12 protein-coding genes are annotated in these 15,557 nt (G+C 30.8%); 10 read left to right on the top strand and 2 right to left on the bottom strand.

All coding sequences use genetic code 11. The annotated features are described in order from the left end of the window. Positions 1 to 36: 36 nt before the first annotated feature. Genes L8X27_RS02295 through L8X27_RS02275 form a run of 5 tightly spaced genes read left to right on the top strand, consistent with a single transcriptional unit; the run spans position 37 to position 7,519 of the window. Positions 37 to 816 (top strand): fumarate reductase cytochrome b subunit, encoded by a 780-nt coding sequence (locus L8X27_RS02295; protein WP_070255907.1) that lies wholly within the window; start codon positions 37 to 39, stop codon positions 814 to 816. Then, positions 800 to 2,791 (top strand): fumarate reductase flavoprotein subunit, encoded by a 1,992-nt coding sequence (locus tag L8X27_RS02290; RefSeq protein ID WP_220566271.1) that lies wholly within the window; start codon positions 800 to 802, stop codon positions 2,789 to 2,791. Before L8X27_RS02295 ends, L8X27_RS02290 begins: the two co-directional genes overlap by 17 nt. Further along, a complete protein-coding gene (locus L8X27_RS02285; RefSeq protein WP_012661078.1) occupies positions 2,784 to 3,509 on the top strand; it encodes a fumarate reductase iron-sulfur subunit in 726 nt (241 codons plus the stop codon). The genes L8X27_RS02290 and L8X27_RS02285 overlap by 8 nt, the downstream gene beginning before the upstream one ends. Next, positions 3,487 to 5,712, top strand: a complete 2,226-nt coding sequence (locus tag L8X27_RS02280) for a dynamin family protein (RefSeq protein WP_263671028.1) — start codon at positions 3,487 to 3,489, stop codon at positions 5,710 to 5,712. The genes L8X27_RS02285 and L8X27_RS02280 overlap by 23 nt, the downstream gene beginning before the upstream one ends. Continuing rightward, positions 5,702 to 7,519 (top strand): dynamin family protein, encoded by a 1,818-nt coding sequence (locus L8X27_RS02275; protein WP_263671027.1) that lies wholly within the window; start codon positions 5,702 to 5,704, stop codon positions 7,517 to 7,519. The genes L8X27_RS02280 and L8X27_RS02275 overlap by 11 nt, the downstream gene beginning before the upstream one ends. Here the strand turns inward: L8X27_RS02275 and L8X27_RS02270 are convergent. Continuing rightward, on the bottom strand, positions 7,509 to 8,093 hold the full coding sequence (locus L8X27_RS02270) for an NAD(P)H-dependent oxidoreductase (RefSeq protein ID WP_263671026.1): 585 nt from the start codon (positions 8,091 to 8,093) through the stop codon (positions 7,509 to 7,511). The two genes, L8X27_RS02275 and L8X27_RS02270, sit on opposite strands and share 11 nt — an antisense overlap. Before the next feature lie 93 nt (positions 8,094 to 8,186). Between L8X27_RS02270 and rrpA the strand changes: the two genes are divergently transcribed. Both rrpA and L8X27_RS02260 read left to right on the top strand, forming a co-directional pair. Beyond that, on the top strand, positions 8,187 to 8,516 hold the full coding sequence (gene rrpA, locus L8X27_RS02265; RefSeq protein ID WP_263671025.1) for a MarR family transcription factor RrpA: 330 nt from the start codon (positions 8,187 to 8,189) through the stop codon (positions 8,514 to 8,516). After that, the gene (locus tag L8X27_RS02260; protein ID WP_263671024.1) at positions 8,513 to 8,965 is read left to right on the top strand and encodes a lipocalin family protein; all 453 of its coding nucleotides are present in this window, start codon (positions 8,513 to 8,515) and stop codon (positions 8,963 to 8,965) included. The genes rrpA and L8X27_RS02260 overlap by 4 nt, the downstream gene beginning before the upstream one ends. Here the strand turns inward: L8X27_RS02260 and L8X27_RS02255 are convergent. Continuing rightward, positions 8,962 to 10,044 (bottom strand): NAD(P)-dependent alcohol dehydrogenase, encoded by a 1,083-nt coding sequence (locus L8X27_RS02255; protein ID WP_263681003.1) that lies wholly within the window; start codon positions 10,042 to 10,044, stop codon positions 8,962 to 8,964. The two genes, L8X27_RS02260 and L8X27_RS02255, sit on opposite strands and share 4 nt — an antisense overlap. A 152-nt stretch (positions 10,045 to 10,196) precedes the next feature. Between L8X27_RS02255 and hsdR the strand changes: the two genes are divergently transcribed. Genes hsdR through L8X27_RS02240 form a run of 3 tightly spaced genes read left to right on the top strand, consistent with a single transcriptional unit; the run spans position 10,197 to position 15,464 of the window. Further along, a complete protein-coding gene (hsdR, locus tag L8X27_RS02250) occupies positions 10,197 to 12,509 on the top strand; it encodes an EcoAI/FtnUII family type I restriction enzme subunit R (protein WP_263671022.1) in 2,313 nt (770 codons plus the stop codon). Next, entirely contained in the window at positions 12,478 to 14,232 is a 1,755-nt protein-coding gene (locus L8X27_RS02245) for an AAA family ATPase (protein ID WP_243705644.1), read from the top strand. The genes hsdR and L8X27_RS02245 overlap by 32 nt, the downstream gene beginning before the upstream one ends. Further along, complete coding sequence (locus L8X27_RS02240; RefSeq protein WP_133319426.1) at positions 14,232 to 15,464, top strand: restriction endonuclease subunit S; 1,233 nt, start codon at positions 14,232 to 14,234, stop codon at positions 15,462 to 15,464. The genes L8X27_RS02245 and L8X27_RS02240 overlap by 1 nt, the downstream gene beginning before the upstream one ends. The last annotated feature ends 93 nt before the right edge of the window (positions 15,465 to 15,557 follow it).

The raw sequence follows: 15,557 nt of genomic DNA, 5'->3' as shown, positions 1-15,557 counted from the left end.
GATATTATAAATTATCAACTTTTTAAAGGAGTAAATATGAGCCAACTCATTGAAGGTTTTTTAGGCAAGAGTGTTGATGGCAAAAAAAGCAAAATGCCAGCAAAACTTGACTATATTCAAAGTGCAACAGGCTTGATTTTAGGCTTGTTTATGTGGGCACATATGTTTTTCGTTTCTACCATTTTGGTTAGTGATGATTTTTTTGATTCAGTAGTTCACTTTTTGGAACTAAAATTTATCATTGATAGCCCTATGATGAGCTACATCACTTCTTTTTTAGCCGCCTGTGTTTTAGTGATTTTCTTTGTGCATGCAGGTCTTGCAATGAGAAAATTTCCTATCAATTTTAGACAATATCAACTTTGTAGAACACACTTAAAATATATGAATCATGGTGATTCTTCTTTATGGTGGGTTCAAGCTGCAACTGGTTTTGTAATGTTTTTCCTAGGTTCAGCGCATTTGATTTTTGTTATAACTAATGCAGATAAAATCAGTGCTGATATGTCAGGCGATAGAGTGGTAAGTCATTTTATGTGGTTATTTTATATTGCCTTATTAATCTGTGTTGAGTTGCATGGAAGTATTGGTTTATATAGATTATGTGTAAAATGGGGTTGGTTTGAAGGTAAAGATGCAAAAGAAAGTCGTAAAAAACTTAAAAAAGCAAAATGGTTTATTAGTATTTTCTTCTTAGTTTTAGGTGTATTAAGCTTAGCTGCTTTTGCAAAAATAGGTCTTAATAATTACCAAAACAACTCTGTAGCGCAAATAGTAAAAACTTATGATGGAGCTAAATATGAACATACAATATAGTGATGCTTTAGTTATTGGTGGTGGTCTTGCAGGTTTAAGAGCTGCTATTGAAGTTGCAAAAAGTGGTCAGAGTGTAACTTTATTAAGTATTTGTCCGGTTAAAAGATCTCACTCAGCTGCTGTACAAGGTGGTATGCAAGCAAGTTTAGGAAATAGTGTAAAAGGCGAAGGTGATAATGAAGATGTGCATTTTGCTGACACAGTAAAAGGATCTGATTGGGGCTGTGATCAAGAAGTAGCTAGAATGTTTGCACAAACTGCTCCAAAAGCGGTTCGTGAGCTTGCTGCTTGGGGTGTGCCTTGGACTAGAGTTACAAAAGGACCTAGAACTGTTGTTATAAACGCTCAAAAAACTACTATCGAAGAAAAAGAAGAAGCACATGGTCTTATAAATGCAAGAGACTTTGGTGGTACTAAAAAATGGAGAACATGTTATATAGCTGATGCAACAGGGCATTGTATGTTATATGGTGTGGCAAATGAAGCGATTAAACATCAAGTTAAAATCATTGATAGAATGGAAGCAGTAAGATTAATTCATGATGGTAAAAAATGTTTAGGAGCTATTGCTAGAGATTTAACTAATGGAGAATTAATTGCTTATGTTGCTAGAGGAACTATGATTGCAACAGGTGGTTATGGCAGAATTTATAAACAAACTACAAATGCTGTTATTTGTGAAGGTACAGGAGCTGCTATTGCACTTGAAACTGGACTTTGTAGACTTTCAAATATGGAAGCAGTGCAATTTCATCCAACTCCAATCGTGCCAAGTGGTATCTTGCTAACTGAAGGTTGTAGAGGTGATGGTGGTATCTTAAGAGATGTTGATGGTTACCGCTTTATGCCTGATTATGAGCCTGAGAAAAAAGAACTTGCAAGTAGGGATGTTGTAAGTCGTAGAATGATGGAACATATTAGAAAAGGAAAAGGGGTAAAAAGCCCTTATGGAGATCATTTATGGCTTGATATTTCTATCCTTGGTCGTGCTCATGTTGAAAAAAATCTTCGCGATGTTCAAGATATTTGTAAAACATTTAATGGTATTGATCCTGCTGATGAGGGTCCAAAAGGCTGGGCGCCAGTTTTACCTATGCAACATTACTCAATGGGTGGTATTAGAACAAAACCAACCGGTGAAAGTCAATGGCTAAATGGTCTTTTTGCATGTGGTGAGGCAGCTTGTTGGGACATGCACGGATTTAACCGCTTGGGTGGAAATTCATGTTCAGAAACTGTTGTTGCAGGTATGATCGTAGGGGATTATTTTGCACAATATTGTAAAGAAAATGGTTCAGAAATTGATACAAACATCGTTAAATCTTTCCTTTCTAAAGAGTATGATTATTTAAAATCTCTTGTAAGTAAAGAAGGAAAACATGATGTATTTGAAATCAAAAACAGAATGAAAGACATTATGTGGGAAAAAGTAGCTATCTTTAGAACAGGTCAAGGTCTTGAAGAAGCGGTTAAAGAACTTGAAGAGTTATATCATAAATCACTTGATCTAAAAGTGCATGATAAAGAATTAAAATGTGCAAATCCAGAGCTTGAAGAAGCTTACAGGGTTCCAAGAATGCTAAAAATTGCTTTATGTGTTGCTTATGGTGCGCTTTTAAGAACAGAAAGCCGTGGGGCTCATTATAGAGAAGATTATCCAAAAAGAGATGACTTAAATTGGATGAAAAGAACAAATACTTACTGGGTAGAAGGTGAAAGTATGCCTAGAGTTGAGTATGAAGATCTTGACATTATGAAAATGGAAATTCCACCTGCATTTAGAGGTTATGGTGCTAAAGGAAATATCATTGAAAACCCATTAAGTGAAAAACGCCAAGCTGAAGTTGATGCGATCCGTGAAAAAATGGAAGCAGAAGGCAAAGGTAGATATGAAATTCAACATGCTTTAATGCCTTATGAATTACAAGCTAAATTTAAAGCACCAAATCAAAGAATAGGAGTTGATTATGAGTAGAAAATTAACAATAAGAGCATTTAAATATAATCCATTAAGTAAAATTTCTAAGCCTCATTTTGTTACTTATGAGCTTGAAGAAACTCCATTTATGACGATTTTTGTGTGCTTAACTCAAATCAGAGAAAAAATGGATGCGGATTTGAGTTTTGACTTTGTATGTAGAGCAGGGATTTGTGGAAGCTGTGCTATGATGATCAATGGTAAGCCAAAACTTGCTTGTAAAACATTGACAAAAGACTATCCAGATGGTGTTATAGAGCTTATGCCTTTACCTGCATTTAGACACATAAAAGATTTAAGTGTTAATACAGGTGAGTGGTTTGATGGTATGTGCAAACGCGTTGAAAGTTGGGTGCATAATGAAAAAGAAACAGATATTTCTAAACTTGAAGAGCGTATTGAGCCAGAAGTTGCTGATGAGACTTTTGAACTTGATCGTTGTATAGAGTGTGGAATTTGTGTTGCTTCTTGTGCGACTAAGTTAATGAGACCTGACTTTATTGCAGCTACTGGACTTTTAAGAACAGCTAGATATTTACAAGATCCACATGATCACAGAACTATAGAAGATTTTTATGAATTAGTGGGTGATGATGATGGTGTGTTTGGATGTATGTCTTTGCTTGCATGTGAAGATAATTGTCCAAAAGAACTACCTTTACAAAGCAAAATCGCTTATATGAGAAGACAGCTTGTCGCTCAAAGAAACAAATAATCTTAGCCCCCAAGAAAAGGGGGCACTTAAAACCTTACTAAAACAAATTTGGCAAAATCATAGTGTTTATCTTGATACAAATACACTTTTTGATGAAAGTTTAATTGATGCTCAAAAAGCAGCAATTCTTTTAAGTACTAATCTTGAAAATTATGAAAGATTTAGCGCTTTAAATGAATTTAAAAGTTTGATGAAAAGTTTAAATTTACGCTTAGATCTTTATGGTATTCAATATGCGCAAGTTTGTTTTATTAACGCTTTAAATTTAGGAATTTTAGACAAAAATGAGCTTTTAAAAGCCTTGGAAAAACTTCAAAAAATCACCGATAATACTTTAATACATACTTTTGTATCTAAACAAAAAGTTATTCAAAAAGATTACAAGCAAGAAGTTAAAAACTCACATCAAACACTAGATCTCATTAATCAAAACTTACAAGAGCTTTGCGAGGATGAAAAAGCTCAAAAACTCTTACAAGAAGCTTTAGTTAAAATTAGCAATATTGATTTTTCTATCGCGGTAACAGGTGTAGTAAATGCAGGTAAATCAAGTATGTTAAATGCACTTTTAAAAAAAGATTTTTTAGGTGTATCTAACGTGCCTGAAACTGCAAATTTGAGTGTTTTAAAATACGGCAAAGATCAAAAAGCTAAGATATATTTTTGGAGTGAAGAAGAATGGCAAGATATTTTAAAAAGCTCTAAAGATAATCAAGATATGCAAGATCTTATAAAACAATTAGAGCAAAATTTTAATCTAAATGAGTATATTGAAAAAGAAAATAAAAATATAGAAATAAAAATTGAAGAATTAAAAAATTACACTAGTGCAAAAAGCAAAATTTCAGCACTTATTAAAAAAATAGAGCTTTTTTCATCGCTTGATTTTTTAAAAGATAATGTTTGTATAGTTGATACCCCAGGACTTGATGATGTTATTATCCAAAGAGAGCTTTTAACAAAAGCGTATATAAGCAAGGCTGACTTTTTAATTCACCTTATGAATGCTTCTCAAAGTCTTAGTCAAAAAGATTGTGATTTTATTATAGAATGTTTGCTAACTTCAAGGGTAAGTAAGCTTTTAATTGTGCTTACTAAGGCTGACTTGCTTAGTCAAAAAGACTTGCAAGAAGTAATTAACTATACTAAAAATAAACTCAAAGAAAATTTAGCACAAAAGCAGCTTAGCCAAGAATTATTAGATAATTTAGATTTTGTGTGTATTTCTTCAAAATTAGCTAATGATTTTTATCAAAAAAAAGGTGGAAATTTAGAACAAAGTAATATTTTAACACTAGAAGAACTTATAGCTAAAAGTTTATATGATAAAAACAAAATTGCTCTAAGTGCTTATAAAAAAGAATTATTATTACATTTAGAAAAAATAGAAGAAAAAATTAAATTTTCTAATAAAATGCTAAATTATGAAAGCTTTGAGCTTGATAAGCAAAATCAAACTATTATCAATAATTTTAAAGCAAAAAAAGAAAAATTAATGCAAGTAAAAGCAGAACTAAGTGCTATTTTTAGCACAAAAGATGAAAATACTCAAGAAATTTTAACGCTTTTGCATTTACTAGCTAAGAAATTAAAAGAAAAACTTATAGATGAGCTAAAATATAATCAAAATAATAAAATCAAAAACAACACTCAAAGACTAAATACTATCATCGATACGACTTTAAAAGATGGAATTTTTGATCTTTTAAGAGAATTAAAACAGCAAAGTGAATATAAGATCAATGAGATTAAAAATACACTAAGCGTGAAATATGATTTTTTAAAAGCTATTTTAGAGCAAAATTGTGATGATTTTAAAAGTAAGGTTGAAGCAAAAATAGAAAGCATTTTCACTAATGATCTTTTTATGACATTAAAAGCGGAACTTTTAAAAAATTTAGAGTTTACTCAAGATATTTATAAACTAGAAAGCTCTTTAGAAAATCAAATTTTAGAAAAATTACAAACATTTAATATAGAAAAAATCGCCCTAGATTTAAAAAATAATCAAGAATTTTTTACTAATTTAGAGCTTAGTCTGAATTTATACGAAAAAGAACAAGAAGAGCAAATCAAAGACTTAAAAGACTTGATTTTACAAATAGAACAAAACGAACAAAATTCCAAAGAGCTTTTAGAAAAAAACAATACAAAATTACAAAGTTTAAAGACTTTAAAAATGGAGCTTTTAAATGCAAAATGATTTGATTAATGATTTTTTAAAAGCCTATGAAAATGCTTATTGTAAAAGTTTTGATGATAGTTTTGAAGGAAAGATTTTAGCAATAAAAAATGCATTTTTAGAGCCGAGTTTGCATTTAAATGATGTGTTTTTAAAAGATCTTGAGATGATTATAGCTAGCTATAAAAGAGCCATTAATGTGGCCATTATAGGGCAATTTTCTAGTGGCAAATCCACGCTTTTAAATTTAATTTTACAAAAAGAATGCCTGCCAACAGGCGTGGTGCCAGTGACTTTTAAACCTACTTTTTTACGCTATGCTAAGGAGTATTTTTTAAGAGTTGAATATGAAGATGGTAGTGATGAGATTGTAGATATAGATGAGCTTTCTAAATTTAGCGATCAAAGAAATGAGCTAAAAGAAACTAAAAGTTTGCACCTTTTTGCGCCTATTGAGCTTTTAAAAGATATCACGCTTATAGATACCCCAGGTTTAAATGCAAACACCACCGACACGCTAACTACTTTTAAAGAACTTTCTTTTATGCATAGTGCTATTTGGCTTAGCTTGATTGATAATGCAGGCAAAAAAAGTGAAGAAGATGCTATAAAAGCAAATGCTAAGCTTTTAGAGCGTGGCGGAATTTGCGTGCTTAATCAAAAAGATAAGTTAAGTCAAGATGAGCTAGAAAATGTTTTAAATTACGCTCATTTAGTTTTTGATAAGTATTTTGAAAAAATCATCGCAATTTCATGCAAAGAAGCAAAATTTGATTTGCAAAAGTCAAATTTGCCTTTGCTTTATGAGTATTTAAAAGAACTTGATTATGAGCATATTAAAAAAGATTTTATCAAAGATAAACTTGGCAATCTATGCGAACTTTTGTCAAATCAATATGATTTATTTCAAAATGCACTAGAGCAATTAGAGCTTAAATTTAATACTATTATGCAAACTTTCAAAGTAAGCAAGCTAGAGCAAAAAATCAAAATTTTAAATCATAATTGTTTAGATAAATTAAAACTTGTTGGAGAAAAAATTTCTCAAGAAATCTTAAAATTTATCAAAGAAAAAGATAGTAGTTATTATAAAGAAGCTAAGGGCTTATTTAAGAAAAATCTTTATGAAAAAGTTGCTTATAAAGCACCATATCTTTCAAGTGATGATGCGTTTTTGGCTATGTTTTATAACTCTGAAGCAATGAATAAGGAATTTAAAAGATTAAAAAATGAAATCGCTTTAGAATTTAGTCAAATCAAAGATGATTTTTCCTTATTTTTTACTAATTTAGAAGAGCAAATTTTGCTTTTTAAGGCTCAATTTTCAAATTTACAAAAAGAAAATGCCTTAGAAAGTGAAAAAGAATTTGCTAGTTTTAGAAGCTTTGCTAGTGCTAGTGAAGAACTTTTTTTAAAAGATTTTAAGCAATTATTGTTTAAAAGCCAACTTGAACTTGATCTATTTTTAGAAAAGCTTAATCTAAAAGCTTTGGCAAATTATGAAAGTGCTACTAAACTTACTTTGGGATTTTTTAGCACTAAAATGAATGCAAGTAAAGAATTTTACGAGCTTGATAGCACTGAGTTTAGCTTGTATCATCCAAAAGCAAGTGAAGTACATCAAAGGGTATTAACCGAGCTTAATGTATATGAATTTGAAGATTTACTTTTAAATAAGCCTGTAGTTTTAAAAATTTATAAAAATTATATGCAAAGTTTTGTTGATTTTATTGAGGCTAAAAGACAGATTATTTTGAATTTAAAAAGTGAATTTGAGGCTAAAAAATCAATGATTTCTAGCATCAAATCCCAAATTTCTAAGCTTTAAAAATTTTTTCTAAGTGTGCTTTATAGTTTGTGAAATATTCTTGTACTTGAGGATTTTTGATTACATCATTTGCTACGAAAGTAGGCAAAGCACTCATTCCTAAAAACTCATGTGCTTTGTGAAAGTGTAAATACACTCCATCAACTCCGGCTCCATTAAAGAATTCATTCTCATCATCAAATGCTTGCATTGGAGCATTCCAAGTTAGTGAAAGCATGTATTTTTTATTTTTTAAAAGCCCACCTGTGCCATAATTCTTAGTAGGTTCATTATGACTTCTACCATCGTTTTTATAAAACACTCCATGTCCTGCTGTGAAAACATCGTCAATGTATTTTTTCACTATCCAAGGCTCTCCCATCCACCAACCAGGCATTTGCCAAATCAAAACATCAGCATTTAGAATTTTTTCTACCTCATTGTTTGTATCATAGCCTTGATCTATATGTGTTTGCTGGGTTTGTAAACCAAGATCTTTTAAGGTTTTAAGTGCAAGCTCATGTAAGCTTGTATTAAGTCTTCCTTTAGAGTGTCCAAAGTCTTTTGCACCATTTAATAACAATACTTTTTGCATATTTTATCCTTTTATGTTTTTAAAATTATAATTTAACTATAATTTTATTTCAATACTGAAATTTATGTAAGATACTATATAAAAGGAAAGTATATGGAAGAAAAGTGCGATTTTACAGAATGCGGGTTTAACTACACCTTGTCTTTGATTTCGGGAAAGTATAAGATGAGTGTTTTGTATTGTTTGTTTCGTTATGAAGTTGTAAGATATAATGAACTTAAAAGATATCTTGGTAATATTTCTTTTAAGACTTTAACGCATACTTTAAGAGAGCTTGAAAATGATGGTTTAATCACGCGTAAAGAATACCCACAAATCCCTCCAAAAGTAGAATACCGCCTTGCTAAAAAAGGTCAAAGTTTAATCCCTATTTTACAAGCGATGTGTGATTGGGGTGAGGCAAATCAAAAGGAAGAAAAATGATAGAATTATTAGATGGTATAAATTTAGAAAAATACATGGGTACATGGTTAGAAATGGCTAGAAAACCTGCATTTTTTCAAAAAACTTGCAAAAGTGCTAAGGCAGAATATGAGCTAGAGTATGAAGGCTCTATGCCTATAATCAAAGTTAAAAATATATGCACAAAAGAAAATGGAGAAATCTCTCAGGCAAATGGCAAAGCTAGGGTAAAATCTCCAAGATCTTTAGCGGTTAAATTTAGTATTTTTATGAATGTTTTTAACAAGCCAAACTATGAGATTATTTACATTGATACAAATTATCAAGTTTCTATCGTAGGTAGTCCTGATAAAAAATATCTTTGGATTTTATCAAGAGAGATTTTAGCAAAAGAGCAAATAAACTCTTTGCTTGAAATAGCCAAGCAAAGAGGTTTTGATACTAGCGATGTGATTTTTGATGAGTATTAATCCTGCTCACTCATATCGATTACATAACGGAATTTGGCTTTTCCTGAAGTGAGGTTTTCATAAGCTTTGTCAATCTCGCTTGGTTTGATGAGTTCAATTTCAGGATAAATTCCATGTTCTAAAGAAAAGTCAAGCATTTCTTGAGTTTCTTTAATGCCCCCAATAAGTGAGCCATATACTTTTTTACCGGCTTTATGTACAAAATGAATGATGTTAATGCTAGGACTTACTTCATGTGGAGGTAATCCTACTATAGCCATCTCACCACCAAATTTTAATAAATCCATATAAGCTAGCGGATCATAAGGGGTTGGTATGGTGGAGATGATGAGGTCAAATCTTTCTTTTACCGCACTTTTATCTGTACTAGTATAAAAATTACTCACACCCATAGCTAGAGCTTCTACTTTTTTGTTCTCATTTCTTGCAAAAACGCTTACTTTTGCGCCCATTTTTACAGCATATTTTACTGCCATCATACCAAGCCCACCAAAACCTGCTACGGCTACACTTGAGCCTTCTTTGATGTTTGAAAATTTAAGCGGTGAATAGGTAGTAATACCTGCACAAAGTAAAGGTGCTACTTTGTCAAGTGGAGCATTTTTGGGTACATTGATAGCAAATTTTTCACTTACTACGATGTTGTTTGAGTAGCCTCCATAGGTGTTTTCATTATCATGAAATACATCTTTGCAGTTATAAGTGTAGATGGTTTTACCATTTTCGCAAAATTGCTCTTGAGATTTTTTGCATGCTTCGCACTCTCCGCATGAGTTTACCATGCACCCAACCCCAGCATAATCACCTACTTTAAATTTACTCACATTTTCACCCACTGCGATAACTTCTCCTGCTATTTCATGACCAGGTACGCAAGGGTAGGTTGCCTCGCCCCATTCGCTTCTTGCGGTGTGTATGTCGCTATGGCAAATTCCTGCGTACTTGATAGCGATTAAGATGTCGTTTTTGCCTACTTTATGGCGTGTAAATTCAAAAGGTGTAAATTTAGAATCCTTGCTAAGCATAGCATAACCTTTACTTTTAACACGACCATTTTCTAAAAATATTTTTGAGTCCATTTTCTCTCCTTTGTGATTTTTGAAATTATAATAAAGCTAGGTTTTTATTGCAATAGGGAAAATAAAGTAAGATACTATACTCAAGGTGAGTTTGTGGGTTTTGGTTTGATTTTTATGGTATAATTATTTAAATTTTTATCCATAAGGAAGCCATGGAACTTAAGCATTTTTCAGAAGATGATACTAGAGTTAAACTCATAGATGTAAAACTTCACGCTAGCTCTTGGAGTGAAGAAAATATCATAAGAAATTATTATTTTACTGATGGGCGTAAGCTTATAGGAAATAAAAGAGGCGAAAGAAAATTTGCAGATTATTTGCTGAAATTTCAAAACAATAATCTTGCTATCATAGAAGCTAAAAAACAAAGCAAAGATCCTTTAGATGGCTTATCTCAAGGCATAGAATATGCCAGAATTTTAAACGTAGCATTTGTATATAGCACTAATGGCGATAAAATTTACGAATACAACTTAAAAACTTCAAGCGGTGAGTACATAGAAAAATTTCCAACTCCAAGTGAGCTTTTTGCTAGGATTTATGGAAATTTAAAAGAATGGCAACACAAGCTTTTATCGCAGCGAGAATTATACATACCCCAAAAAGAATTAAGATATTATCAAAAGATCGCAGTTGATAAAGTCATAGAAGCTTTGATCAACGGTAAAAATAGAATTTTACTCACTCTTGCTACAGGTACAGGTAAAACCACCATAGCTTTTGCTTTGTGTTATCGTTTGCTTGAAGCTAGGTGGAATAAAACAAATCAAGACAAAAAACCTAAGATATTATTTTTATGTGATAGAGTGAGTTTAAGAGATCAAGCTTTAGGAGAGTTTAATCCTATAGAGGGCGATTGCGTGGCAGTGAGTGCGCAAGAGTTGAGAAAAAATAATGGCAGAGTGCCTACAAGTGCAAATGTGTTTTTTGGAATTTATCAAAGTCTAGCTTCAAATTCAAAAGAACAAGAAAATGCTAATGAAGAACAAGAAAGCAAATTCTACTTACAATACCCCAAAGACTTTTTTGATCTTATCATCATCGATGAATGCCACAGAGGTGGAGCGAATGAAGAAGGTAGCTGGGTAGGGGTGCTAGAGTACTTTTCATCGGCTACGCATTTAGGGCTTACTGCTACACCTAAAAAAAGCGATAATGTAGATACTTATAGATATTTTGGTGGGAGTGTGTATGAGTATAGTCTTAAAGATGGCATAGAAGATGGCTTTTTAACTCCTTATAAAGTTAAGCGTGTTACGACTACGCTTAGTGAAGGCTATGTGTATAACCCTGATGATATCATAGAAGGTGAGTTAGAAAAAGGCTTTTATAAGATCAATGAATTTGAAAGAAATATTCACTTACCTCAATACAACGATTTTCTAGCTAAAGAAATTTTAAAGCTCATCAACCCTATGGACAAAACCATCATCTTTTGTGTTAACCAAGCTCATGCAAGTGAAGTAAAAAGAGCCATTGATAAATTTAAAAGTGTAAAAAGAGATGACTACTGCGTGAGGGTTACAAGTGATGAGGGTAAAATAGGGCTTGAATACTTAAAGCAGTTTCAAGATAATGACAAAAGCTATCCTGTAATACTCACTAGTTCTAAAATGCTAACCACAGGAGTAGATGCTAGAAATGTCCGCAACATAGTGCTTTTGGCAAATATAGGTTCTATCATAGAATTTAAGCAAATCATCGGAAGAGGCACTAGGGTGTATGAGGGAAAAGACTTTTTTACTATACTAGATTTTACCGGAGTAACAAGACTTTTTTATGATCCTAAATGGGATGGCGAGCAGATCAAAGATGAAGAAAAAACCGAGGTAAAAACTATACAAAACAAAAGAGAGCAAAGCAACCATAAAGAAGCAACCAAGCAAAAAGAAGTCACTGTGCATTTAAAAGGCACAAAACTAAAAGTGCTTGATATAACGACAAGCTACATAGGAGATAGCGACAAGCCACTTAGCACAAAAGAATTTTTGGAATTTTTAGTAGGAAAGCTAGCAGAATTTTATAACGATGAGACAAGGTTACGCGAGATTTGGAGTAACCAAGCAAGCAGGAAAGAATTTTTACAAAAACTTGAAAAAGACCGCATAAGCGAGCAGGTTTTGGAAGAATTGACAGTGATTTTTGAGCAAAAAGACTGCGATGTGTATGATGTGCTAGCACACTTAAGCTTTAACAGCGAGATCAAAACACGCCATGAACGCGTACTAAATGTAAAAAATAGTGCATTTTTAAAACGCTTCCAAAAAGAAAAAGCCTTAAAGCTTGTCGAGTTTTTACTAGATAGGTATCAAGAGTATGGTATAAAAGACTTTGATAGTGGGTTAAAAACACTTATAGATCTTAGCTCTTTAGGTAGCGTAAAAGAGCTAGTGAGTGAATTTGAAGGTATGGAAAATTTAAAACAATGCATTGATGATTTACAAAGGGAGATTTATGCAGGATAAAAGAATAGAAATAGGTGAGTATAAAGGTATAGTTTCGCAGCATATAGATTTGGAAAATAGTGCAAATATTTTGCTAGTTGGTGAAAATGGTTGTGGGAAGTCAAGAATTCTAGAATCTATTTTTGAAAAATATATACAAGATGACAATTTTAATGTGATTTGTTTTTCTTCTGGACAAAATGAAAAATTTACTGAAATTTTTAAAAAACATAAAAAAGAAAAGATGCGAAATAAAAAGAACTACGATAATAATCGAAAAGTTGTTCATTCTTTTTATTTTGATAAAAATTGGATAATTTTATTAGTATTTTTTTCCATCTCTACAAAGCAAGACTCTTTGGTAAAAAGCTTTTTAATGGAAAAAAATATAAATATTGAGAATATAAGTTTATATTTTAAATTCAGAATTCTATCTGATTATATTCGAAGACTTGAAATTGAATTGATGCAAGAAGCAAAAGGCGTTGTAAAAAGAATTATAAGAGATACTATAGATTATAAAATACTAGAGAAGATAGCTGAAAAAAAATTTGATCAACATTACTATGAAGATTTCAATAGTGAACCTTATCCTATAATAAAGCGAGGTATAAATTTTTCCATAAATCAAGCTAATGAAATTTTTGGCAAAGATAGCTCTGAAATTTTTACTTTTTTAAGTAATGCAACTCAAAATGATAGAAATATTGATATAAACACAGTAACACTTACTTTGGATAACGACCTTAAATTTGATGATTTAAGTGATGGCGAGTATCAGCTTTTAGCTATTTATGCTATTTTAGATATTTTCGATAAAGAAAATACTCTTTTTTTATTTGATGAGATTGATTCACATGTACATTATAAAAATATTGAAAAATTATGGAGTCGATTGGAAGACATTAAAGGTTATTGTATATCTACATCACATATTACAGAAAGTATTGTGAGAAAAAATATAGAAGATATTTATTTGGTTGACAATGGAAAATTACAAAGTAAAGATATTTTTAATGAATTATGCAAAAGGCTAGATAATTTCACATCAAATAAAATGTATCAATATCAAATAGCATCAAAATGTGAAAATATTGTTTTGATAGATGATTTGAATGATTGGGAGATTTTTAAAATGTTATGTGAAATTAAAATTGATAATGAAGATGATTTGAAAATATTAAATCAAATACAACCTTTTAAGTGTCCTTCTGGATATAGTAGAAATACTGATACTATTGGAAATAAAAAACTTGAATGGTGTAAGGATTATATTAAAATATTAGAAAATAAACATTTTAATAGTAAAAATATTTTTATAATATGTGATAAGGATAATTATATATTAAGTTCAATAGATAACGAATTAAAACCATCTGGCTTAAAATCACTCCTAAAAAGTCTTAATGATTATGCAAATTGTTTTTATTTGAGAGTCTGGAAAAGAAGAGAAATAGAAAATTATTTACTCTCATATACTATGCTAGAAAAATACAATGTTTTAAATTTGATAAATAATGATAATCTAGCTAAAAATGATCATATAAAAAAAGATGATAACTTGGATAATATTAATTCTTTAAAAGAATTAGATTGCAAGGATATTATTCAAGGATTGTATAGTGATGATAATGGAGATGATATAAACAAAATGAGACAAGTTATTTTTAGTATTCCAAAAGAAGAAATTTCAGAAGATATAGTAACGATGTTTAATTTTTTGAAAAGCAAGGTAAAAAAATAATGATAAAATTACCGCAGGGTTGGGAAGTTAAAAAGCTTGGTGAGATAGGTTTTTTTATAAGGGGCGTTTCTTACAAAAAAGAGCAACTATTATCCACAAAGAATGAAAAATCTGTTTATTTGTTAAGAGCAAATAATATTCAAAATGAATTGAATTTAGATGAACTACAAATCATTCCCAAAGAATTAGTAGTTGATAAGATTATTCAAAACAATGATATATTATTTGCAATGAGTAGCGGTAGTAAACATATTGTAGGCAAAAATATACTTTTAAACAATTTAAATGATTTTACTTTTGGGGCTTTTTGTGGATTATTTAGAATTATCAATCTAAATATTTGCCATAAATTTATAGCTTATTATTTAAGAAGCGATTCTTATAAAAATTATATTTTCAATATTTCTAAAGGTTCTAACATAAATAATTTAAGGTTTGTAGATTTAGAGAAATTTCAAATTCCGTTGCCGCCGCTCAAAGAGCAAGAAAGGATAGTGGGGATTTTAGATGAAAGTTTTGCAAAGATAGATGAGAGTATAAAAATCTTAGAGCAGAATTTACTAAATTTAGATGAGTTAATGCAAAGTGCCTTGCAAAAAGCTTTTAACCCTTTAAAGGATAATACTAAGGAAAACTACAAACTCCCGCAAGGTTGGGAATGGAAAAGCTTAGGGGAGATTTGCGAAATTATAGGTGGCGGCACTCCATCGAAACAAATAAAACAATATTGGGAAAATGGAACGATTAAATGGGCTACTGTAAGAGACATGAATACAGAAACTATTGAAGATACAGAATTTCGTATTACAAACTTAGGCTTAGACAATAGTTCTACAAATATTATTAATCAGGATTTTATATTAATTGCAACTAGGGTTGGATTAGGGAAAGTTTGTTTAGTAAAAGACACTTTAGCTATTAATCAAGACTTAAAGGGAATATTACCACACAAATCACTGAATAAAAAATATTTATTTTATTTTTTTAAGAAAAACAAAGATTTTTTAATAGAAAACGGTATAGGTGCTACTGTCAAGGGTGTATCAGTAGACTTTATCAAATCTCTACAAATCCCACTACCCCCACTCAAAGAACAAGAGCAAATCGCTTCGCATTTAGATGAGCTTTCTTCTCATGTAAAAAATTTAAAGCAAAACTATCAAGCACAGATAAAAAATCTACAAGAGCTTAAAAAGTCCTTGCTAGATAAAGCTTTTCAAGGAAGATTATAAATGTTAAAATTTTTATCAAATTTTAACATAAAGACTAGATATGTTAAAAATTTTTGATTTTTTTAACATATTTTTTTATAATGTTAAAAATTT

Origin of the sequence: Campylobacter sp. CNRCH_2015_1657 (assembly GCF_025772685.1) — a bacterium.
Lineage (GTDB): Bacteria > Campylobacterota > Campylobacteria > Campylobacterales > Campylobacteraceae > Campylobacter_D > Campylobacter_D lari_D.
The sequence above is the reverse complement of the archived record's forward strand: the minus strand, read 5'-3'. Positions and strand labels throughout refer to the sequence as shown.